Here is a 21,240-nt window from a genome sequence, read left to right as displayed (position 1 = left end):
TCGTAGGGTATCGCCTGCTTTGAAAATCGGGGTGAGCTGCCAACTGTTACAGGCCGTAGCTGTACGGCGATGAACAGGTGGAAACCAGGAGGCAGCATGCGTGCAGGACGTCTGACCGTGACCGTCGCGGCCATTCTCGTGGTCATCGGCGGGACAACGGCTTACGTCGTCACGGCGGCCACCGACGCGAAGCAGTCGGGCGGCACCGAACAGGTGACGCAGGCCAAGGTCGGCGATCTTCTCTTCGTCGATCTCGCCGGGGGGCAGAACCGTGTCGAGAAGCTCGCCGACGGCGGCGCCCGTACCCAGATGGAGCTCGCCTGCCAGCGGTTTTACGCCGCCGGCGGCACCAGCGTGTGCCTGAAGCTCTCCGGTCCCGGCCCGACCTACGCGGCCGAGGTGAGCCGCGGCGGCAAGCCGATCAAGACCATTCCGCTGCCGGGCATCCCGAGCCGCGCGAAGGTGTCGCAGTCCGGCAACGTGGTGTCCTGGACGAGTTTCGTCACCGGCGACTCGTACTCGGTTCCCGGCGGCTTCTCCACCCGCACCGGCTACTTCGACGTGCGCACCGGCGAGACCGTCGAGTCGCTCGAACACTTCGCCGCCACTGTGGAGGGTGCTCTGCTCACCGCGAGTGACGCCAACTACTGGGGCCTGACGGTCGGTTCCGATGACAGGACCTTCTACGCGACGCTCGCCAGCGGTGGTTTCACCTGGCTGGTCAAGGGCGATCTGACGACCAAGTCCGTGACGTCGTTGCGCCGTGACGCGGAATGCCCGTCGCTGTCGCCGGACGGCACGAAGGTCGCGTACAAGAAGCGCATCGGCCGCCTCGGTCCGTGGGACCTCGCGGTGCTCGACCTCGCCACGAACACGGAGAAGCGGCTGCCCGGCACGGCCGGCGTCGACGACCAGGCGACGTGGCTCACCCAGACGGAGCTCGCGTTCGCCGCGGTGCCCAAGGACGCCAAGCTGCCCGCCGTTCACGTGGTTCCCGCCGACGGCTCGCAGGACGCTCGGGTGCTGATCCAGGACGCCACGTCGCCGTCCCCGGTCATGTAGCGAGTTCGCGGCGGAGCACCTTTTCCAGCTCATGTCCTGCCGCATCCCAGGAACGTCCCTCCACACTGGACGCGGCCGCACGGGCGACCGCGTCGAAGTCCGGCGATGTGACCACTTCGGACAACGCACGCGCCAGTGAGTGCGGGGTGGGTGTCGCGTACCGGACGTGGTCGTTGTCCAGGACTACGCGGTTGAAGTGCGCGTCGTTCACCACGGGGATGCATCCGGCCGCGAGCATCTCGTGCGGCACGAGGGACACGTTGGTCATCGACAGCGACAACCCGGCGAAGCACCGGTTGTAGATGGCGTTGAGGTCGTCGGGCGTGACCAGGCCGTGGTCGTGGAACTGCGGCCCGAGCTGCCCGATCTTCTCGCCGTAGACGTGGATCTTGAGGTCCGGGTGCTTCTCGGCGAAGACCTCCAGCGCCAGCACGCCGAGTTCGAACGCCCTGCGCGGTGCCTTGCGCCGGGCGTAGAAGACGATGCCGTCGCGCTTGTCGTCGCCGAGCTTGTACCTGTCGGCGTCGCAGCCGAAGTCGAAGTGGTCGGCCGGCATGTCGTGCTCGTCGAGGAGCTTGTCGGCGAGGAACCTTCCGGCCGTGAAGCCGTGCATGCCCATCCGGTACGTGTTCTCCGCGAGCGCGTAGAGGCCGCCGGACGGGTAGAACCACGGTTCGTAGTCCTGCACGAGGTAGAACCTCTTGCCCGCGCAGGGATCGTTGAACGCCGGGTACGCGGTGATCCACGCCGTCGCGAAGACCGCGTGCGCGTCCGCCATGCCGTCCGTCACGTCGTGGATCGAACCCCGGAAGAACGGGAACGCTTGCCTGACACCGGGTTCGAGGTCGGCGACCGTGTTGCCGAACGTGTCGTACAGGTAGAGCCTGCACTCGTGCCCGAGCGACTCCAGGTGCCGGATGAGCCGGAACATCGTGGTGTGGCCGCCGGATCCCTTGGACGGGGGAGTGGTGACCCAGTTGATCGTGAGCTTGCCGCCCGGCGGGATCGGCGGGATCACCACGGGCTTGCGCTGCTCCACGTCGGCCCTGCGGACGTCGTCGAGACGCACCGGCATGTCTTCGCCCTCGGCGCCGAGCCTGCGGGTCGCGGCGGTGAGCAGGCGGACGCCGAGCTGTTTCGCGCCCTGCTCGCGGACGATCTTCGTGACCTGCCTCAGTCGCCTCACGCGTCGGCCCTCTTCTTCAGCACCGCAAGGATCTCGTGTCTCATCGGGTACACCACGAGCAGGTAGGCGAGGCAGGACAGCGCGCCGCCGACGAGGATCTGCAGCACCTCGCTGTCGATCATGTTCCGGACCACGAGCACGACCGCGACCATCAGCACGCCGCCGAGGAACGGCCGCAGCAGCCTGGTGCCGAGCGCGCCGGCGCGGATGCCGTAGGGCTTGAACGTGACCAGGTACGCGGGTGTGATGATCAGGACGGCGACGATCACGTGGGCCGCCGCGACGCCCCGGATGCCGTCGAGGTGCGCGCCCAGCGCCAGCAACGGCACCAGCGCGACGAGCCAGACCACGTGGATCACGAGGATCGCTCGCGACCGGCCGGCCGAGGCGAGGAAGTCGTAGCCGAGTTCGAGGGCGACCCGGACAGCGCCGAGCAGCACCAGCAACGCGAGCGCCGTCGCCGCGGGGGCCCAGCGCTCGCCGTAGACGACGCGGATGAGCGGTTCGGCCAAGGCGGCCAGGAGCACGCACGCGGGCACCGTGACGAGCGCCAGGAGTCCCAGAGCACGTCCGAACGACTTCTGGAACAGCTCGGGATCCTCGCGGACCTTCGAGAAGGCGGCCAGCGACACGCTTCTGACCGGGGCGCTGAACGCCGCCACCGGCCAGCTCGCGAGGTTGAACGCCAGCAGGTAGAAGCCGAGCTGGACGGTGCCGAGCATCGCGCCGGCGACGATGTAGTCGACGTTCATCACGCCGAAGATCAGCAGGCTCGATCCGGCCAGCGGCAGGCCGAACGCGAGCAGTTCCTTGGCCTGCACGGCGTTCCAGCCGGGCCGGAACCTCTCCTTGGTGAGCCAGAACATGATGACCGCGGCGGAGACGTTCTGCGCGATCCGCTGCCACGCGAGGCTCCACGCGCCGAAGCCCATGAGCGCCAGCACGACCGCGACGGCCGTACCCGCCACGAACGCGGCGGTGTCGGCGTAGAACTTGTGGTCCTGGCGGAAGTTCCGCTGCATCATCGCGCCGGGCACCGCGGTCGCGCCCGCGACGACGAGCGCGATCGACATGAGCTGGATGACCCCGGCGGCCTCAGGCGCGTCCATGGCGTTGGAGAACCACGGTGCGCCGACCGCGCAGATCAACGCGAGCAGCGTGCCGGACGCGAGGGACAGCGTCGTGACGGTCGGCGCCATCTCCTCGATCGGGCCGTTGTGACGGACCAGGGCGGCGCTGACGCCGAGCTCGGACACGCTCAGCACGATGTTGAGCACGACCAGGGCGACCGCGAAGACACCGAACTGCTCGGGCGCGATCAGGCGCGCGAGCAGGACGCTGATGCCGACGGCGGCGAGTCGTTGCAGCAGTGAGTTGACGGCGCTCCAGCGGATCGCCGAGGAGACCTTGCCTTCGAGCCGGCCGGTGTCCGTGCTCACCACTCGCCCCGCCACTTCCAGCGCTGCGTGCCGATCCACAGCTTCGCGCGCTTGACGGCGTGGGGTGCGAGGAACAACTGAGTACGGCTCAGGAAACGCGGGCTGAACTTCTTGCGCCGCAGGAGTGCCTTGTACTCGGGCAACTCCTCCAGCTGCGCGTAGGTCTCGCGGGCGAAGTCGAGGAGTTCCTGCTCGGTGCCGTCGAGCTGGTTCCTGTCGTGGAGCCGGACCGCGCGCCACAGCGCGTCGCTCGCGATCGCCTTGTGCGCCAGCGTCTTCAGTCGCGCGGGCAGGCCCGGGTTCTGCTCCAGCACCAGGTCGAACACGTCCCGGCGCTGCTCCAGGTCGGCGAACACCGACTTGAACGTCGTGCGCATCATCGAGTTCTCGTGCACCCGGTAGTACGCGCCGGGCCTGCCGCTGACGTACCCTATGTCGGACACCGCGGCGATGCGCAGCCACATCTCCAGATCACCCGCGTGGGGGAGGTCCGAGCGGTAGCCGCCGACCTTCTGCTGGATCTTGGTGCGCACCACGACCTCCGGCGAGGAGATCACGTTGCGGCTGCTGCGGAAGCGGTTCTCGATCCAGTCGTCGCCGCGCCAGACCCTCGACGTGGCCGGAAGCTGAGTGACCCTCGGCAACGCGTTGTGGTCGCTGTAGTAGACGACGCGGCCGTAGACCATGCCCACTTCGGGGTTCTGCTCGAAGACCTCGGCGGCACGCTGGAGTGCTCCCGGCGCCAGCAGGTCGTCCGCGGACAGCAGCACCGTGTAGTCGGCGCTCGCCCAGTCCAGCAGGCCCTCGTTGTAGGTGGCGATGTGCCCCTTGTTCACCTCGTGCCGGTAGCCCTCGACGCGCTTGTCCGCGGCCATCAGCTCGGCCATCACCTCAGGGGTGTTGTCCGACGACGTGTCGTCGATCACAAGCACTCGGACGTCCACGCCGGGTTGGTCGAGGACGCTGCGGACGCAGGCCGGTAGGAAGTGGGCGTAGTTGTAACAGGGGATCACGACGTCCACTGTGGGAAGCGTTGGCACAACCTCACTATCGGTGTGGGTTCGCATTCGTTAGCCCCGCAACGTTTTGGGCCCATCGGGCGATGTAGGCGATGACCGGAGTAAGGGGAGTCATGGCCGACCACGTCATCCTGACGCGCTTCAACCTGCCTTCGAAGGGGGCCGAAAGTTACGTCCGGGCAAAGGAAGGATGGCTGACCGAACGCGTTGCGCTGTTCGAGCGCTACTGCCTGCCATCGGTGCTCGCGCAGACGGACGAACGGACGCGTTGGCTCATCTATTTCGACCCCGAATCACCGCAATGGCTCAAGGACAAAATCGCCTCACACGGTGACGCGTACACGCCCGTTTACCGTCCGGAAGTGTCGCGGGAAGAGCTCCGATCGGACATCCGGTCGCTTTACGGTCAGGTCGGCGACGAGCTCATCACCACGAACCTGGACAACGACGACGGCCTCGCCGTCGACTTCGTGGAACGCCTCTGCGCCGCTCCCCGCCCCACCACGACCGCCGCGTACTACCTGGTCAACGGACTGATCAAGTCTCCGGGCGGCTTGTACCACCGGGTCGACCGGCACAACGCGTTCGTCTCGGTGCGCGAGTCCTGGGACGAGCCGGTCACGTGCTGGGCGCACTGGCACAACCACATGCACCTGCACTTCCCCGTCGTGGAACTGGACGGGGCGCCGGGCTGGCTGCAGGTCGTGCACGGCGGCAACGTGTCGAACCGCACACGCGGCCGGCTGGTCTCGCCCGAGCCGTACAAGGCGTCGTTCGGGGACTCGCTGGACGACGTGACGGCGCCGGGCTCGCTCGCCGTGGCGCAGGACCGTCTAGTGGATCAGCCGGTCCGGTTCCTGCGCGACTCCGGGCGCGTGGCGGCGAAGAACGCGGCCATGAGGGTGCTCGGCAAGGGCGGCTTCGAGAAGATCAAACAGAAGCTGGCTGCTCGCGGTTGATGCCGTAAGCGAGGACTAGCGTCACGGTCAGTGCTGCCAGCGCTACCGTGATGCTCGTCCCGAAGCTGGAGAACTGCAGCAGCAGTCCGAACGCGACGGACGAAACGAGACGCCCCAGCGCCTGGCCGGTCTGCACGACACTCAGGCCACTCGCTCGCAGCGACTCCGGAGCAGACTCGCTCACCTTGGCCGACAGCACGCCGTCCGTGGCCGCGTAGAACAGGCCGTGCAGCAGCAGCGCCGCGATCGCGACCCCCATGCCGCCCTCGGGGATGAAAAGCAGCGCGTACACGCCGAGCAGCAGCCCGTGGCCGGCGAGGAACATCCGCCAGCGCCCCACCTTGTCCGACAGCTTCCCGAGCGGAGCGGCGGCGGCGAGGAACACGACCGCCGTGCCGAGCGGCAGCAGCGGCAGGTAGCCGAGCGAGATGTTCGTGGCCTTCTGCACCAGGACGTAGACGAACGCGTCCGACACGGTCGCGAGCCCGAGCATCCCGGCGGAGATGGTCGTGCGGCGGAAGTGCTTGTCGGTGAGCAGGTTGAGCCCGGCCCGGAACGACGGCCGCGGCCCCTTCGGCTTCTCCCCGGCGGGCTTCTCCCGCACGAACGAGATGAGCACGATCAGGCCGATGACCGCGAACGCCGCGGACACCGCGAAGATCGGCCCCGGCACCATCCCGATCTGCGTGAGCAGCAGGAACGTGATGAGCGGGCCCAGGAGCGCGCCGAACGTGTCCATGCTCCGGTGCACGCCGAACGCGGCACCGAGCCGATCCTCCGGCGTGGCCAGGGAGATCATCGCGTCCCGCGGGGCGGTCCGGATGCCCTTGCCCGCACGGTCCGCCGCCATCAGCGCGCCGATGCCGAACGGGGAGGCGCCGACCAGGGGGAAGAAGACCTTGGTGAGCGCCGAGAGCCCGTAGCCGGCCGCGGCGACGGCCTTGGGCCTGCGGAACTTGTCCGAGACGCTGCCTCCGACGAGTCGCAGCAGGGCCGTGGCACCGGTGTAGATGCCGTCCAGCAGGCCGAACTGCGCGTAGCCCAGGTGCAGCGTGAAGAGCAGGTACACCGGCAGGAACGCGGTGATCATCTCGGCGGAGACGTCGGTCAGCAGGCTGACCGTGCCGAGCGCGAACACCGTGCCCGGCAACCGCTTGCGGAAGTCCGTCTTGGACGGACGGGAGGAGGCGACGTACACGGGTCACCCACCTGCCCCGGAAACGAAATCCCTGTTCATTGACCGTCCTACCAGCTGAGCGTTTGGTGCCACACCTCTAGAGACAGCAGCGTCCAGATGCGCGGCTGCTCGTTGCGGTCACCGGAGTCGTGGTCGTCGAGCAGTGAGCGCACCGCGGCTCGGTCGAAGGTCTTGCCCACGAACGACGTGGTCCCGGTCAGCAGGTCGTAGGCCATGTCGCGCAGGCCGTCGCGGAACCAGGCGTCGAGCGGCACCTTGAAGCCCGACTTGGGCCGGTCGACGATGTCGGCCGGCAGGTGCTGGCGCGCCACCTCCTTCACGACCCACTTGGTCGTGCCGCCGCGCACCTTCACGTTGCTGGGCAGCGAGAACGCCAGCTCGGCGACGCGGTGGTCGAGGAACGGCGGGCGCAGTTCCAGCGAGGCGGCCATCGACATGCGGTCGCCGCGTTCGAGGAGGTTGTCCGCGAGCCAGGTGTGCGAGTCGGCGTAGAGCATGCGCCGCAACGCGTCCCCGCGCCCGTTCTCGTACGGCGCCAGCACGGACCGGGTGGCGGGGCCGCCCAGCAACGCTGCCCGTTCGGACACCGTGAAGGGGGCGAACCAGCCGCGCATGCGTTCGGCGTAGGAGGGTTCGGAGATCGCCCGCAGGGCGACGCCCAGCCGTGCCTTCGAGGCGGGCAGGGCCTTCTCCAGGCGCTTCAGCGCGAACGACGGCGCGGCACCGGCGAGCCGGGTGGCCGTGGCGAAGCGGTACTTCGGGTAGCCGCCGAACAGCTCGTCGCTGCCCTCGCCGGACAGCACGACCTTCACGTCCCTGCGGGCGAGTTCGGCCAGGCGGAACACGGCCACGTCAGCCGGTTCGGACAGCGGCGCGTCGCGGTGCCAGGAGAGCTTCGCCCAGCTGTCGCGGAAGTCGTCGGCCGTGACGATCACGTTGTGGTGGCGGCTGCCGACGAGGCGGGCGACCTTCTCGGCGTGGTGGATCTCGTCCACGCGCGGGTCGCCGAAGCCCGCGGAGAACGTGTGCAGCTCCGCGTCACCCCGTTCCCGCGCCACCAGAGCCGTGATGAGCGACGAGTCGACGCCGCCGGACAGGTAGGCGCCGACCGGCACGTCCGCGACCAGAGCGTCCCGCACGGACGCGGTCAGCGCCTCGTCGACGAGCCGCACTGCCTCCTCGGGCGTGACCTGCCTGATCTCCGACTCGCGCGGCAGCTCCCAGTACGCCTCGGTCCGCACCTCGCCCTTCGCGGTGACGACCAGGTGGTGGCCCTGCGGCACCTTGTGGACGCCTTTGACGAGCGTGTGGGGCGCTGGGACGGACCGGTGCGCCAGGTAGTCGTGCAGCGACTCGTGGTCGACCTCGGCCGCGCCGATCGCCGGCAGCAGCGCCTTGATCTCGGACGCGAACGCGAACATCTTCGAGTCCGCGTAGTAGTACAGCGGCAGGATGCCGAGCCGGTCGCGGAACAGGTGCGTCTCGCCGGTGTGGGCGTCGTGGATCGCGTAGGCGAACTGGCCGCGCAGCTTGGCGACCGCCGACGGCCCGTGCTGTTCGTACAGCGCCAGCAGGACCTCGGTGTCGCCGTTCGTGCGGAACGGGTAGGACAGCTCGGAGCGCAGCTGCCGGTAGTTCAGGATCTCGCCGTTGAACGCGATCTGCGTGGTGCCGGACGCGCCCGCCATCGGCTGCGGCGACCCGGCCAGGTCGATGATCGACAACCGGGTGTGCGCGAAGCCGATCGAGCCTTCCGACCAGAAGCCGCTGTCGTCGGGGCCGCGGTGGTGCAGCCGCTTCGCCATCTCGGCGAGCAGCTCACGGGAGACGGGTGCGCCGTCGAACCGTCTGATGCCTGCGATACCGCACACGTCTAGCGCTCCCCAGAAGAGGATTTTTCAGAGATCTGCATGAGCTCACGGGCGCGGGAGTCCCAGGAGGCGGTGAGCACGGCCGCACGTCGTTCGGCCGGGGTCTTCAGACCGCCGTCCTTGAGCGTGAGCCGGATCTGGTCGATGAAGTCGGCCTCGCCCTGGGCGATCCGGATGACGTCGGAGTAGCGCTCGACCTCGGGGAAGTCCGTCGACACGACGGCCAGGCCCAGGGCCAGGTACTCCTTCATCTTGATCGGGTTCGCGTGCTTGATCCAGTCGTTGTCCAGCCACGGCATCAGCGCCACGTCGAAGCCCGAGCCGTAGCCGGGAATCTGGTCGTAGGACCGGAAGTCCAGCCAGTGGACGTTCGGGTACTTGTCGTAGCGCTCCATCGAGCAGGTCGCGTCCCCGATCAGCACGACGGACGCCTCGGGGAACTCCTGCGCGACCTTCTCGATCAGGTCGAAGTCGACGAGGTAGTCGTCGAGGCTGCCGAAGAACCCGATGCGCGGGCCGGAGATGCTCGCGATGTCCGCGGGCAGTTCGGTGCGGCGGGTGAAGTGGTCGACGTCCACGCCGTGGTCGAGGAAGTGCGCGCGGTTGCCGGTCAGCGCGGATTCTTCTTCTTGGAGGGCGCGCGACACGTAAAGAACGGAGTCCGAATTGGACAGCAGCTGGTTCTCCAGCGCGGCGATGGTGCCCTGGTCGGCCTCGGGGAACGCCGAGTGCCGGTCCGAGCGGTTGAACACCAGGCCCTTGGTCTTCATGGGCTTCACGACGTCCCACGCGGTCGGGATCGTGGCGACGACGACCGGCGTGCCCATCCTGAGGAAGAAGCAGACGGCCTTGACCTGCGTGCGGACGAGGACCGAGTTCAGCTTGCGCAGCCACGGCTTGCCGTAGAACGGCAGGGGAGCGGGCGTCATCACGTAGAAGTTCGGCGTCTCCGGGATGGGCTGCCGGACCAGCATCGCGACGCTCTTGGCCTTGCGGAAGATCCGGCGCAGGAACTGCGTGCTCTTGCCGGGCGACGGCATCCGCAGGCCGATGCTGTTGACCAGCAACACCTTGCGGTGCTTCGCGACGCGGCGCAGCAGCTGGAAGTCCGAGTGGGCGCGGTTGTGGTACCACCAGTCCTGCGCCGAGAAGCACAGGTAGCTCGGGCCCTCGGAGGCCACTTCCTCCGGCCAGCGGCGCATGCGGAAAAGCCCCTTCAACGCGGTGCGGTGCTTCGGCGAACGCGCGCGAAGCCCTTCGTTCACGACCATGGCGAGCCACATGAAGAGTGCTGCGAACCGGCCGTGCAGCTCGCGGTGCAGCCGGACCTTGTTCTGGGTGAGCATCGACCACAGCCGGGCGTTCGTGGAGACCTCGCCGCCGATGTGCGTGGCCGTCGCGCGCGGCTCGAACCAGACGCCGCCGGCGCGCAGCATGTAGTCGGTCTCCTCCGAATAGAGGAAGTAGCGTTCGTCCAAAAGGCCGTGCCGCTCGATGACTTCCCTTTTGATCAGCCACGCGCAGCCCGTCGCCCAGTCGGCGGCGTGCGCTCCCTGGTAGGCCTTGTCGTCGGTGACCGTCTCGCCCAGGCCGATCCGCCCGGCGCGGCCGCCACCGATGAGGGCTTCCGCGAACGCTCCGGCGGCGCGCGGCTTGCGCCGCAGCGAGTGGGACAGCTCACCGGAATCGTCCACCAGCCGCGGCACGACGATCGGCTTGTCGGCGGCGCGGAGTGTCTCCACGGCTCCGGGGTGCAACCGGATGTCGGCGTTCAGCACGAGAACGTCGTAACCCTCTGCGGCTTTGATGCCCAGATTCACACCGGCCGCGAATCCCGCATTCACAGGGCTTCGCACGATGTGCACGCCCGGCCGAGTGGCGGAGGACACAGTGCCGTCGGTGGAAGCGTTGTCGACGACGATCACCTTCACACCGTCGGGCAACGAGTTCAGGCATCCCTCGATGACCTGTTCGCTCTGGTACGTGACGATGACCACCGCGACAGGTGACCGTTCCACAACCGCTCCTCGCTTTGGGGCCTCTTCGCGCTACATCGAGCCTTTTGCAACCTCCGTTACGAGAATCGGCGAAGGTGTAACCGTTTTGCCCTCCGGAACGAGAATCAGAGCGTGACGTCATCGCCTCACGTGTTGATCATCGTGCAGAACCTCCCCGTGCCGCTGGACCGGCGGGTGTGGCTGGAATGCCGCGCCCTGACCGCCGCCGGGTACGAGGTTTCGGTGATCTGCCCCAAGGGTCCGGGTGACCCCGCCTACCAACTTCTCGACGGAGTGCACCTGTACAAGTACGCTCCGCCGCCCCAGGCCGAGGGCGCGCTGGGCTACGCGTGGGAGTTCCTGTACTGCTGGGTGCGCACGGCGTTGCTGAGCGTGAAGGTGCGTACCCGCAGGCGGTTCCACGTCATGCAGGCGTGCAACCCGCCGGACACGTACTGGGCGCTCGCGCTGCTGTGGCGGCTCGGCGGCGTGAAGTTCGTCTTCGACCACCACGACCTCAACCCCGAGGTGTTCCTGTCTCGTTTCGGTGAGCCCAAGGGGTTCGCGGGCAAGCTGCAGTACCGGATCCTGAAGTGGCTGGAGCGCCGGACGTTCCGCACGGCCGACCGGGTGACGTCGACCAACACCTCGTACCAGAAGATCGCGTGGACGCGGGGCGACGTTCCGCCTGAGCACACCACCGTCGTGCGCTCCGGCCCGGACACCACCGTGATGCGGCCTGTCGAGGGCGTGGACGAACTCCGACGCGGCGGCAAACACTTGGTGGCGTATCTCGGAATCATGGGACCGCAGGACGGCGTCGACGGCGTCCTGGAAGTCGCACGGAGAGTTGTTCTCGACCGCGGGCGCACCGACGTCCGCTTCGCGCTGCTGGGCTTCGGCGACTGCCTCGAAGACCTGAAGAAGCAGGCCACGGCCTGGGGACTCGATCCGTACGTGGAGTTCACCGGACGGGTTGGGCCCGAACAGATCACCCGTTACCTGTCGACCTCCTCCGTCGGACTGGGCCCGGATCCGTTGTCGCCTTTGAACGACGTGTCCACTATGAACAAGACCATGGAGTACATGGCCTACGCGCTGCCGGTCGTCACGTACCGGTTGCAGGAGACCGTGGTGTCCGCCGGCGAGTGCGCCGTGCTGGTCGAACCGGGTGACGTCGAGGCGTTCACGACGTCACTGCTCGACCTGCTCGACGACGCGGAACGCCGGGCGCGCCTCGGCTTCGAGGGCCGTCGCCGCTGTGAGGCCGTGCTCGACTGGCGCCCGCAGGCCGAGAACTACGTGGCCGTGTTCGACGGGCTCACCGGCTTCGCCTCGCGCGGCCCGTTCCCCGACGGCAGGCCCGAGCTCGGCGCCGGCACCGACCAGTGGGGCAACAAGATGATCGACGTGAGCGACGACGCCGTGCTCCGCGCGTTCGCCGTGACCCGAACGGGAGAATGATGTTCGTCAGAAGGATCGCTGTCGTCGGCACCGGCTACGTCGGTCTGACCACCGGTGCCTGCCTCGCCTCGCTGGGCCACCGCGTGGTGTGCGCGGACGTCGACGCGGGCAAGGTCGAACGCCTCTCGCGGGGCGAGGTCGACATCCTCGAACCGCGTCTCGCCGAGCTGGTCGCCGAAGGTCTGGCCTCTGGTCGCCTGACGTTCGTGCTCGGCGCTTCGGCCGCGGTGGCCGACGCCGAGGTCGTGTTCCTGTGCGTGCCCACGCCCATGGGTGTCGGCGGCATCGCGGACCTGGCCGCGGTCGAGTCCGTTGTGGACGAGACGCGCGACCTGCTGCCGTCCGGCACTGTGATCGTCAACAAGTCCACGGTGCCGGTCGGAACCTCGATCCGCACCGCCGAACTGCTGCGCCGCGACGACGTCGCCGTCGTCTCGAACCCCGAGTTCCTGCGCGAGGGCTCGGCCGTGCACGACTTCCTGAACCCCGACCGCATCGTCGTCGGCTGCGACCAGCAGGACGCGGCCGAGCGCGTTGCCGCCCTGTACGCACGCCTCGGCGCGCCCACGGTGCTGACCGACGCGGCCTCGGCCGAGATGGTCAAGTACGCGGCGAACTGCTTCCTGGCGATGAAGCTCTCGTACGTCAACGCGGTCGCGGAGCTGTGCGAGCGGCTCGGCGCGAACATCACCGACGTCACCGAGGGCATGGGCTACGACAAGCGCATCGGCCAGGCGTTCCTCAACCCCGGCCCCGGCTGGGGCGGCTCGTGCCTGCCCAAGGACACGCACGCGATGCTCCAGGTCGCGGACGCCGCAGACTTCGAGTTCCGGCTGCTGCGCGCCACGATCGACACCAACGAGCGCCAGCGCCAGCGGATGGTCGAGAAGGTCCGCCTGGCCGTCACCGGCAAGCGCGGCGGCTCGCTGTCGCACGTGCGCCTGGGCCTGCTGGGCCTGACGTTCAAGGCGGGCACGGACGACCTGCGCGACTCCCCGGCGCTGGCCGTGGCGGCGTTGCTGAAACAGGCGGGCGCCGAGCTCGTCGGCTACGACCCGGCTCTGACCGGCGGCACGGACCTCGGTCCGGTGTCCGTTGTGGACGATCCGTACCAGGCGGCGAAGGACGTCGACGCCCTCGTCGTGCTGACCGAGTGGCCGGACTTCCGTTCGCTGGACTGGGCTCGCCTGGCCGAGACCGTGCGCCAGCCGGTGGTCGTCGACACGCGGAACCTCCTGGACCCGGACGTTCTTCGTCGTGCGGGCCTCACCTGCACGTCGCTGGGTCGCCGCTAGTCCACTTGAGACTGTCCATTTAGCTCAATGGTGTGACAGGGCGCGCGGCCTTGTCGTGCTAGCGCTTTGATTCCCGGCATCACCCCGGTGGGAGCGGCCCGCCGGGACTTGTCGGGGAGGTTCTCGCCGTGGCTGGACTCATGGACATGGTCAGCGGTCTCGTGCACCAGGCGTCTGGCCTGCTGGCTCAGGCGAGCGATCTCGCGAGCGGCCTGCTGTCCGCGCTCCCGCTCTAGCTTTGAAGGGGCGTTCGTCTTCAGGACGAACGCCCCTTTGCTCACCAGCGCGGCAGATCCGGCCCGTGGTGCGTGATGCCGGCGAAGAGATCGGTCTCCGGCAACGGCGCGCCGGTCGTGTCGATCGCGCGGATGTACGACTCGGCCGCGAACCGTTGCTGCGCCGTCAGCTTCCCGATGAGCGACTGGCTCTCGTAGCAGTACAACGCCTTGCGCTTCACGTCGGCGACCGCGGACGTGTCGACCGTGGTCGTGGCAAGGCTGTCGTGCGCCTCCAGGTACAGCTTCGCCGGAATGCCGGTCTCCTTGACCGCGTGCTGCGCGACGCGCGCGGCGTGGACGTGGTCGCGGTGCTGATGTGGATTGTGGTGGTCGTGCGTGACGACCACCTGCGGCCGGAAGTGCTCGATCAGCGCGGCCACCCGCCCTGCCGCCGTCTCGACGGGGATCGAGCAGAACGCGCCGGGCGGCACCTCGCCGGTCTCGCCGGAGTCGTGATACCCCAACAGTTCCAGGTCTGTGATGCCGAGCACATCGCACGCCGCGTTGAGCTGCGCCCGTCTGCGCGCCGCCACGGCCTGCGGGTGGTGGTTCAGCTCGCCGGGCTTGACGCCACCGGGCATGTCACCCAGCTCGCCGCTGGTACAGGTGACGAGGACGATCCGGACACCCTGACGGGCGTAGTGGGCCAGGATTCCTCCGGTCGACCGCGACTCGTCGTCGGGGTGAGCGTGGACGGCCAGCAAGGTTCTCGGTCCATCGAACTGCACGCGGGGAAGTTACCTCGAAACTATTGTCTTGCCGGTGACCGACTTGCCGTCCGGCCTGAAGCCGCACGAACTCGCACAGCACCTGCTCGGGCAGATCGAACGCGGACACGCGTACGCGCGTTCCCGCAAGCAGCGGTTCAGGTGGAAGTCCGTAACCGTCCGACTGACCACTTTGGTGCTTTCGGCGGTGTCGACGATCATCCTCGGCCTGCAGAACCTCGACCCCTGGACGGGAACGGCGTTCTCTCTGGTGGCGGTCGTGACCGTGGTGTCCGCTTTGGAGCCGTTCTTCGCGTGGCGCTCGCTGTGGGTGCTGATGGAGGAGGCCAGCTACCAGTTCCACCGGCTGGAGGACGATCTCGCCTACTACGTGGCGTCGACTCCGGCCGCGGACGTGGATCCCGAGCGGGTGCGGGAGATGTTCGAGCGCTACCAGGAGATCTGGGACTCGCTCAGCGGGCGCTGGCTGAAGTTCCGCGACAACGGCTGAGCGGGTGCCGCGGCCGGTAGAGTCGATCTCCGCTGTCCGAGGATCAGGGGGTTCTCATGTCGGATGCCTGGGGTTTGCTGATACCCGTCGCCGCTCTCGTGGTGATCGTGCTCGGTGGGATGGCCGTGATGAAGCTGCAGAAGTCCTTGTTCGGCGTGCTGGGCACACGCACGTCGGACACGGCACCCGGTGCTTCGCCTTTCGGCACGTTCCAGCAGTCGCCGCAGGAGAGCCGGGAGGACTTCGTGCGCAGGCACTGGCAGCGCCCCGGCGTGGTGGCGGACGGCGTGACCCTGGTCGATCTCTACGATCGCATCCGGGCTCTTGAGGAACGCCTCGCCGAGGCCGAGCGCCGTTCCGGCACCGCCTGACCGAGCCCACGCATCGTCTTCGCCGCCGGCGGGGGCACGGCGGCGAAGACGGTCACAGGTGCTAGGGAGTGCCCGCGGGCTTGCCCTTGGCGTCCGGCGCGTTGGCGTCGTGCAGGAAGTTGTCCTGCCACACCGCCCACTTGTACGAGGCGCCCTTCTGGCTCACGTACGCCGCGCCCCATCCGGTGCCGCTGAAGCGGTTGTTGATGGACTTCATGTTGCGGCCGTAGAGGTTGTCGAAGCCCGACTCCAGGCCGAGCTGGTAGCCGCCGCCCTCCAGGAGGTTGCCCTCGACGGTGACGTTGTCGATGTCGCCGCCGTAGGTCTGGATGAACAGCGCGCCGGTGTCGTTGCCGGTCGAGCAGTCGATGCGGTTGTTGCGGAACGTCAGGGTGCGGCCCGCGTTCTTGTCGAGCGGGAAGTCGCGGACGGTGGCGCCGTCGTTGTGGGACTCGCCGTCCGAGCGCAGGCCGCGGACGTAGTTGCCCTCGGCGAGGCCGCTCAGGGAGCTGCCGGTGTTGTAGAAGCAGATGCCGGAGCCCATGCCGCTGATGTAGTTGCGCTGCAGGGTGCCGACGCCGAGGAACGCGCAGGAGCCCGCGATGGTCTTGGCCGACAGGGCCGAGCCGTCGATGTTCGAGTCGCGGATCGTCACCGGGGCGCCGGTGACCTGGCAGGAGTTGCTGCCGCACGGGCCGTTCGTGGTGATCAGCGGAGCGGTCTCACCGAGGTTCTTCGGGCGGATGCAGGACTTCTCGACGGTGATGTTGCCCGCGAACAGCGTGAGGGCCTGCTCGATGCGCTTGCCGGAGATCACGGTGCCCGCGGCGGGGGCGCCGGGACCGGTGTAGAGCGGCAGCGAGTCGCAGTTCAGGCCGTGGGCGGCGAGGCCCGTGTTGGCCTGGGTGAGCTTCCAGCCGGGGGAGCCGGCGGGGGCGGGGGAGTTCGCCGGGGGCTTCACAGGTCCGTTGGTCGCGGACCGCGTCGTCGAGCTGGGGGCCGCCGAACTGCTGCTCGGGGCGGCGGAGGAACTGCTGGTGGTGCTGGTCGAGGTGGCGCTGGAGCTTTCCGCTACGGGTGTCGGCTGGGCCGCCTTGGTCGGGGAACAGGCGGCCAGCACGATGACACCACCGGTCAGCAGTACGGCCAATCTCAGTCTCACGGCTGGTTCTACCTCCACGCGCGCTCACGACGGGGGACCGTGAACTCGCTTATTGTGTCGTCGGCCGTCGCGGAATGTGTACAAAACTCGTGCGACGAAGTTTCGTACGGGGCCGTTGAACGGTCAGCACACTGCACGGCAGAACCGGAGGAGTCAAGCGGATCTCGTTGCGGCGCAACATCATCTTCCGCCTGGTGGGGAATGCTCCATCCGTGTGAGCAGGTAGATCACGGTTTTATCACCGAGCCATATGATTCTTTGATGTGTGAGATCAGCGACCCGTGAATGTCGCGCGACCGGGACCGTCCGTGAGGAAGCTGTGCACAGCGCGTGGCAGGTCCTCGGTTTCGAACAGCGCCGACGCGATCGTCGTGACGTGGGCGTCGGCCTCCGGGACGCCTCCGTTCTCGAAATGCGCGAGCACCTGTTTGGTCGCGAAATGTGCCTGCGTCGGACCGGCCGCGAGACTCAGCGCGAACTGCTCCGCGGCCATTGCGAAACCTTCGTCGGGGAACACCCGGTTGACGACATTCCACCGTTCCAGCGTGGCCGCGTCGTAAAGGTCGCCGGTCATCACGAACTCCTTCGCACGACCCACGCCCGCCCGTGCGGCCAAACGCTGCGTGCCGCCCATCGTCGGCGTCAGGCCCACGACCTTCTCGACCAGCCCGAAGCGGGCCTTCTCGGAGGCCAGGATCAGGTCGCACGCCACCGCCAGCTCGAAAGCCCAGGTCAGGCACAGGGCGTGCGCGGCGAAGACGGTCGGGATCGGCAGTGCGGCCAGGCGTTGCGGCAGGAGCAGCATGCGGTCGAACAGCTGCTGCGCCTCGTCGCGGTACTCCTGCGCGGCGAACAGCGACACGTCGACACCGCCCGACACGACCCGGCCCGTGGCGTTGACCAGCAACGCCCGTGCGTCACCCAGCTCGTCCAGGGCCTCGTGGAACTCGGCGTCGAGGTCGAGGGCGTACAGGTTGAGCGGCGGCGCGTCGATCGTGATGATCGCGAGCTCGTCGCGGCGGGTCAGGTGGATCTTCACAGGCTCACAACCAATCGCGGCGCTTGAACATCAGGTACAGGAGGTAGGAGAGGCCGAAGATACCCAGCGTGGACACCCAAACGCCCCATTTCTGCTCAAAACCGGGGTAGGGGACGTTCATGCCGTAATAGCCCGAGATCGCCGTCGGCACGGCGATGATCGCGGCCCAGCTGGTGACCTTCTTCATGATCGAGTTGAGGCGGTTGCCCTGCACGGCCACCTCGGCCTCGCGCAGGTTCGTGACGAGCTCCCGCATCGACTCGGTCAGCTCCGCGGTGAACAGCGTGTGGTCCTTCACGTCGAGGTAGTACGGCATCATCGTGTCGTCCACGAGTTCGTGCTCGCGGTGCAGCAGCGACCCCAGCACCTCCCGCATCGGCAACGCGACCCGCCTGAGCTGCACCAGGGCGCGCCGCAGCTGCAGCGCCCTGCGCCCGACGTGCGGCTTCTCCTCGTAGATGTGGTCTTCCAGCGCCTCGATGTCGTCGTCGAGCTTCTGGGCCGCCGCGTAGTGGCCGTCCACGACGTCGTCGAGCAGGCCGTGCAGCAGGAACCCGACGCCAGACGAGGCCAGCGACGGCGCGCTGTCCCATCTGCGCTCCACGCCGGCGAGGTCGTAGTCCTCGCTCTCGCGCACCGTCACGAGCACGTTCTTGCCCACGAACAAGTCGACTTCGCACGCCTTGATCTCGTGGTCGACGTACTGGACCGCGTAGACGCTCATGAACAGGTGGGTGGGGTAGCGGTCGACCTTCGGGCGTTGCCGCTCGGTGAACGCGTCCTCGATCGCGAGCTCGTGCAGTCCCAGTTCGTCGCGCAGCAGACCTATCTCGTCCTGAGACGGCGCGCAGAGGTCGAACCACACGACTGCGGAGTGATCTTTGACGTGCTTCGTGATCTCGGAGACCGGGAAGTCCCTGTCCACGAGTTCGCCTTTGCGGTACAAGCGGGTCTTGCCCATGGACGACAACGATACGTAGATCTACTCAGATGTGAGGTTTCGGCCCGAGTTCCCGCTACCCTCGATCCGGTGAAGGTGGACCAACCACAGCGCATTGGGGACTACCTGCTCTTGGGCAGGCTTGGTCGTGGTGCCATGGGAACGGTCTACCTGGGACAAGGCAGCGACGGACGCCAGGTCGCCGTCAAGGTCGCCCGCGCGGAGCTCGCCGACGACCCGCGCTTCCGCGAGCGGTTCCGCCGCGAGGTCCAGATGGCCCGTGCGGTCGGCAGCGCCGGCACGGCGGCGGTCGTGGACGCCGACACGCGCGCGCCCCGGCCGTGGATGGCGACGGAGTACGTGCCCGGTCCCACGCTCCAGGAAGCGATCGAACGGCACGGTCCGTTGCCGGAGCACCATTTGAGACGCCTCGCCGAAGGTCTGGCCGAGGCGCTCACCGCGATCCACCGGGCCGGCCTGGTCCACCGCGACCTCAAGCCGTCCAACGTGCTGCTGGGCGCCGACGGGCCCCGCGTCATCGACTTCGGCATCTCGCGCGCGATGGAGCACACCGCGCTGACCGAGACCGGCATGGTCTTCGGCACGCCCGGCTTCCTGTCGCCCGAGCAGATCACCGGCCAGGACGTCGCGTCCCCGTCGGACGTGTTCGCCCTGGGCGCCGTGCTCGTCTACGCGGCGACGGGCAAGGGTCCGTTCGGTGAGGGACCGACGGCCACGTTGCTCTACAAGGCCGCGCACGGCGAACCTGACATCGATGGCGTGCCCAAGCCGTTGCGGCCGCTGGTGCAGAAGTGCATGCACCGCGACCCGGCCAAGCGTCCCGAACCGGCCGAGGTGACGCGCCTGCTCTCCCAGGTCGTCACGCCCAAGGCGCCGACCAGCAAGCTCCCCGCGCCGATGACGCCCGCCGCCGCGACGTTCTCGACGTCGCGGTTCGTGCCGATGGCGTGGGGCGGACTGAACCTCGCCGTGGCTTTGCTCGCGGCCGCGATCGCCGACCCGGCCGCGCAGGCCAACGGCGCCACGCAGCTGCTGGCCCTGGCCGCGTTCTGCGTGCTCGTCGTGCGCGCGGTGCGGTACTTCAGCGCCGCCGCCCGCCGCAAGGTCGTCATCGAGATCAGCCGCGAGGGCATCGCCACGACGCGCAACGGCAAGTTCCACCAGTACTGGTGGTACGAGCTCGCACGGGTGCGCGTGGTGCCGCACAAGAAACGGCCGTGGGTCGTCGTCTGGCTGAAGGACCCGGCACCGCGTCGTTTCTTCGGCGCGCACCACGGCGGTGTGCGGGTGTTCCCGGTCGCCCACGAGCGCACCAGGCGGCGGCGCGAGCGCGACGTCGCCGAGCTGCGCGCCGCCTTGGCCTGGTACCTGCCGCGGTCCTACGACGGACGCTGATCGGCCCACTCGTAGGTGACCGTGACGCTCAACGCCAGCGTGCCGCTGGGCAGCCTGGTGTCGTGCGGCGCGTCCACGTCCATGCCGGTCACCTCACCCGTGGCGGGATCGACCCGGAACACCCACCGGCTGCCTTCGGCGAACACCTTCCCGTTGTCCCAGCGGATCGCGGGGGCCTCGGCGAGTCTGCGGTAGAGCCCGGCTTTCTCCTCTGCGGTGGTGAACGGCGAGAGCAACGCCTGCGCCGCGGCCTCCAGCTTCTCCCCGTCGTCGACGGGCAACGGTGTCGAGATGCTCTCCTCCCGGCACGGGGTGGCCGCGCAGAACGAGTTCCACAGGATCGTGCCGCTGGTTCGTCCCTCGATGTCCTTGATCGGACGCTGCGGACCGGTGACCGCCCGGTGCTCGCCGGTGAACCTGCGGTAGATCAACACCATCTCGTCCGGCGCGGTGGGCAGCCAGACGTCGTACTCGAACTTGACCGAGGTCGCGTCGAACGGCGCCTCAGCATCGGTGACGAGCTGCCAGACCTGGTACTTGACGTGCCGGTACTTCGCGGTCGGCTTCGGTGCCAGTTCCAGCATCGCCGCCGCCTCCGGCAGTGAAGTGGCGGGCGCGACCGGCATCGTCGCGGGCGCGTCCCGGGAGACCGGCCGCAGCAGCACCACGAGCCCGGTGATCATCACCACCGCGACGGCCGCGGCCGCGATGCCGACCCAGCGCCATGAGCGTGGCTGGGGCTTCTCGGCGAAGAGCTGTTCGCGCAACCGGGCCAGCCGCACGTCGTCGTCGCCCCGCACCGGGTACAGCTCGGCGAGATCGTCGTCCAGCACGTCACGCATGTTCCACTTCCTTCAGCTTGGCGCGCAGGCGGTGCAGACGAGACCGGGCGGTGCCGGGGTTGAGGTCGAGGGCCTCGGCGGCCTCCTGCACGGTCAGTCCGGCCAGCGACACGAGCAGCACCAGGTCGCGGTCGGCCTCGGTCATCCGCGCCAGCTCGCGCGCGATCCGGCGCAGGTGCGAGCGGGAGTCGAGGCGGGCGACGACCGTGTGCTCCAGCGACTCGGCGACACCGAGGTCGACGCCGTACCGTTCGGCGGTGCGCAACAGGCGCGCCTCGCGTTTGGCGTGGCCGCGCAACAGGTTCGTGGCGATGCCGTAGAGCCAGCCGACGACGCTGCCCTTCTCCGGGTCGTAGCTCTCCTGGCCGCGCATGGCGGCGAGGAACGTCTCGCTGACCAGGTCGTCAGCCACGTCGACGCCCACCCGTCGCGCCAGATATCTGTGCAACGGATGGGCGTGCTCGTCGAACAGCTCCGCGAACAT

At 68.3% G+C, this 21,240-nt stretch carries 19 protein-coding genes; 7 read left to right on the top strand and 12 right to left on the bottom strand.

The genetic code is table 11. The features are described 5' to 3' along the window. Window positions 1–96: 96 nt before the first annotated feature. Window positions 97–1,062 (top strand): TolB-like translocation protein, encoded by a 966-nt coding sequence (locus SK854_RS02725; protein ID WP_319973327.1) that lies wholly within the window; start codon window positions 97–99, stop codon window positions 1,060–1,062. Here SK854_RS02725 and SK854_RS02720 read toward each other — a convergent pair. From SK854_RS02720 to SK854_RS02710, 3 genes are read right to left on the bottom strand one after another with little or no spacing between them, the layout of a single operon-like run. Beyond that, window positions 1,055–2,248, bottom strand: coding sequence for a rhamnosyltransferase WsaF family glycosyltransferase (locus SK854_RS02720; RefSeq protein WP_319973326.1), 1,194 nt, complete (start codon window positions 2,246–2,248; stop codon window positions 1,055–1,057). The two genes, SK854_RS02725 and SK854_RS02720, sit on opposite strands and share 8 nt — an antisense overlap. Further along, entirely contained in the window at window positions 2,245–3,687 is a 1,443-nt protein-coding gene (locus SK854_RS02715) for a lipopolysaccharide biosynthesis protein (RefSeq protein ID WP_319973325.1), read from the bottom strand. The genes SK854_RS02720 and SK854_RS02715 overlap by 4 nt, the downstream gene beginning before the upstream one ends. Further along, the gene (locus tag SK854_RS02710; protein WP_319973324.1) at window positions 3,684–4,709 is read right to left on the bottom strand and encodes a glycosyltransferase; all 1,026 of its coding nucleotides are present in this window, start codon (window positions 4,707–4,709) and stop codon (window positions 3,684–3,686) included. The genes SK854_RS02715 and SK854_RS02710 overlap by 4 nt, the downstream gene beginning before the upstream one ends. A gap of 110 nt (window positions 4,710–4,819) precedes the next feature. On the opposite strand from SK854_RS02710, the gene SK854_RS02705 reads away from it, so the two are divergent. Next, entirely contained in the window at window positions 4,820–5,665 is an 846-nt protein-coding gene (locus SK854_RS02705; protein WP_319973323.1) for a glycosyltransferase, read from the top strand. Here the strand turns inward: SK854_RS02705 and SK854_RS02700 are convergent. Genes SK854_RS02700 through SK854_RS02690 form a run of 3 tightly spaced genes read right to left on the bottom strand, consistent with a single transcriptional unit; the run spans window position 5,637 to window position 10,752 of the window. Beyond that, window positions 5,637–6,863 carry an MFS transporter gene (locus tag SK854_RS02700; RefSeq protein WP_319973322.1) on the bottom strand — a complete coding sequence of 409 codons (1,227 nt, stop codon included), beginning with the start codon at window positions 6,861–6,863 and terminating at the stop codon, window positions 5,637–5,639. The two genes, SK854_RS02705 and SK854_RS02700, sit on opposite strands and share 29 nt — an antisense overlap. 47 nt (window positions 6,864–6,910) lie before the next feature. Then, window positions 6,911–8,734 carry an asparagine synthase (glutamine-hydrolyzing) gene (gene asnB, locus SK854_RS02695; protein ID WP_319973321.1) on the bottom strand — a complete coding sequence of 608 codons (1,824 nt, stop codon included), beginning with the start codon at window positions 8,732–8,734 and terminating at the stop codon, window positions 6,911–6,913. Between the two features lie 2 nt (window positions 8,735–8,736). After that, window positions 8,737–10,752 (bottom strand): glycosyltransferase, encoded by a 2,016-nt coding sequence (locus tag SK854_RS02690; protein ID WP_319973320.1) that lies wholly within the window; start codon window positions 10,750–10,752, stop codon window positions 8,737–8,739. 111 nt (window positions 10,753–10,863) lie between these two features. Between SK854_RS02690 and SK854_RS02685 the strand changes: the two genes are divergently transcribed. Both SK854_RS02685 and SK854_RS02680 read left to right on the top strand, forming a co-directional pair. After that, window positions 10,864–12,195 carry a glycosyltransferase family 4 protein gene (locus SK854_RS02685; protein ID WP_319973319.1) on the top strand — a complete coding sequence of 444 codons (1,332 nt, stop codon included), beginning with the start codon at window positions 10,864–10,866 and terminating at the stop codon, window positions 12,193–12,195. After that, entirely contained in the window at window positions 12,195–13,490 is a 1,296-nt protein-coding gene (locus SK854_RS02680; protein WP_319973318.1) for a UDP-glucose dehydrogenase family protein, read from the top strand. The genes SK854_RS02685 and SK854_RS02680 overlap by 1 nt, the downstream gene beginning before the upstream one ends. A 277-nt stretch (window positions 13,491–13,767) precedes the next feature. Here SK854_RS02680 and SK854_RS02675 read toward each other — a convergent pair whose 3' ends face one another. Beyond that, window positions 13,768–14,496 carry a PIG-L deacetylase family protein gene (locus tag SK854_RS02675; RefSeq protein ID WP_319973317.1) on the bottom strand — a complete coding sequence of 243 codons (729 nt, stop codon included), beginning with the start codon at window positions 14,494–14,496 and terminating at the stop codon, window positions 13,768–13,770. 34 nt (window positions 14,497–14,530) lie between these two features. Between SK854_RS02675 and SK854_RS02670 the strand changes: the two genes are divergently transcribed. Further along, the gene (locus SK854_RS02670; RefSeq protein ID WP_319973316.1) at window positions 14,531–14,986 is read left to right on the top strand and encodes an SLATT domain-containing protein; all 456 of its coding nucleotides are present in this window, start codon (window positions 14,531–14,533) and stop codon (window positions 14,984–14,986) included. A 56-nt stretch (window positions 14,987–15,042) separates the two neighbouring features. Next, window positions 15,043–15,357, top strand: coding sequence for a hypothetical protein (locus SK854_RS02665; RefSeq protein WP_319973315.1), 315 nt, complete (start codon window positions 15,043–15,045; stop codon window positions 15,355–15,357). A 61-nt stretch (window positions 15,358–15,418) separates the two neighbouring features. On the opposite strand, the gene SK854_RS02660 is transcribed toward SK854_RS02665, so the two are convergent. From SK854_RS02660 to SK854_RS02650, 3 genes are all read right to left on the bottom strand, one after another. Continuing rightward, the gene (locus SK854_RS02660) at window positions 15,419–16,519 is read right to left on the bottom strand and encodes a right-handed parallel beta-helix repeat-containing protein (protein ID WP_319973314.1); all 1,101 of its coding nucleotides are present in this window, start codon (window positions 16,517–16,519) and stop codon (window positions 15,419–15,421) included. A 271-nt stretch (window positions 16,520–16,790) separates the two neighbouring features. Continuing rightward, window positions 16,791–17,558: an enoyl-CoA hydratase/isomerase family protein gene (locus tag SK854_RS02655; protein WP_319973313.1), complete on the bottom strand. Its 768-nt coding sequence runs from the start codon at window positions 17,556–17,558 to the stop codon at window positions 16,791–16,793. A 4-nt stretch (window positions 17,559–17,562) separates the two neighbouring features. After that, window positions 17,563–18,519: a magnesium transporter CorA family protein gene (locus tag SK854_RS02650; RefSeq protein ID WP_319973312.1), complete on the bottom strand. Its 957-nt coding sequence runs from the start codon at window positions 18,517–18,519 to the stop codon at window positions 17,563–17,565. 69 nt (window positions 18,520–18,588) lie between these two features. On the opposite strand from SK854_RS02650, the gene SK854_RS02645 reads away from it, so the two are divergent. Beyond that, window positions 18,589–19,914, top strand: coding sequence for a serine/threonine-protein kinase (locus SK854_RS02645; protein WP_319973311.1), 1,326 nt, complete (start codon window positions 18,589–18,591; stop codon window positions 19,912–19,914). Here SK854_RS02645 and SK854_RS02640 read toward each other — a convergent pair. Continuing rightward, window positions 19,899–20,756 carry a hypothetical protein gene (locus SK854_RS02640; protein WP_319973310.1) on the bottom strand — a complete coding sequence of 286 codons (858 nt, stop codon included), beginning with the start codon at window positions 20,754–20,756 and terminating at the stop codon, window positions 19,899–19,901. The genes SK854_RS02645 and SK854_RS02640 overlap by 16 nt on opposite strands. Next, entirely contained in the window at window positions 20,749–21,240 is a 492-nt protein-coding gene (locus tag SK854_RS02635; RefSeq protein ID WP_319973309.1) for an RNA polymerase sigma factor, read from the bottom strand. Before SK854_RS02635 ends, SK854_RS02640 begins: the two co-directional genes overlap by 8 nt.

Source organism: Lentzea sokolovensis (assembly GCF_033949975.1).
GTDB lineage: Bacteria > Actinomycetota > Actinomycetes > Mycobacteriales > Pseudonocardiaceae > Lentzea > Lentzea sokolovensis.
The sequence above is the reverse complement of the archived record's forward strand: the minus strand, read 5'-3'. Positions and strand labels throughout refer to the sequence as shown.

Coding starts and splice junctions, on each gene's coding strand:
- SK854_RS02725 (WP_319973327.1), top strand. CDS start 97: ATGCGTGCAGGACGTCTGACCGTGACCGTCGCGGCCATTCTCGTGGTC.
- SK854_RS02705 (WP_319973323.1), top strand. CDS start 4,820: ATGGCCGACCACGTCATCCTGACGCGCTTCAACCTGCCTTCGAAGGGG.
- SK854_RS02680 (WP_319973318.1), top strand. CDS start 12,195: ATGTTCGTCAGAAGGATCGCTGTCGTCGGCACCGGCTACGTCGGTCTG.
- SK854_RS02665 (WP_319973315.1), top strand. CDS start 15,043: ATGTCGGATGCCTGGGGTTTGCTGATACCCGTCGCCGCTCTCGTGGTG.
- SK854_RS02650 (WP_319973312.1), bottom strand. CDS start 18,519: ATGGGCAAGACCCGCTTGTACCGCAAAGGCGAACTCGTGGACAGGGAC.
- SK854_RS02640 (WP_319973310.1), bottom strand. CDS start 20,756: ATGCGTGACGTGCTGGACGACGATCTCGCCGAGCTGTACCCGGTGCGG.
- SK854_RS02635 (WP_319973309.1), bottom strand. CDS start 21,240: ATGTTCGCGGAGCTGTTCGACGAGCACGCCCATCCGTTGCACAGATAT.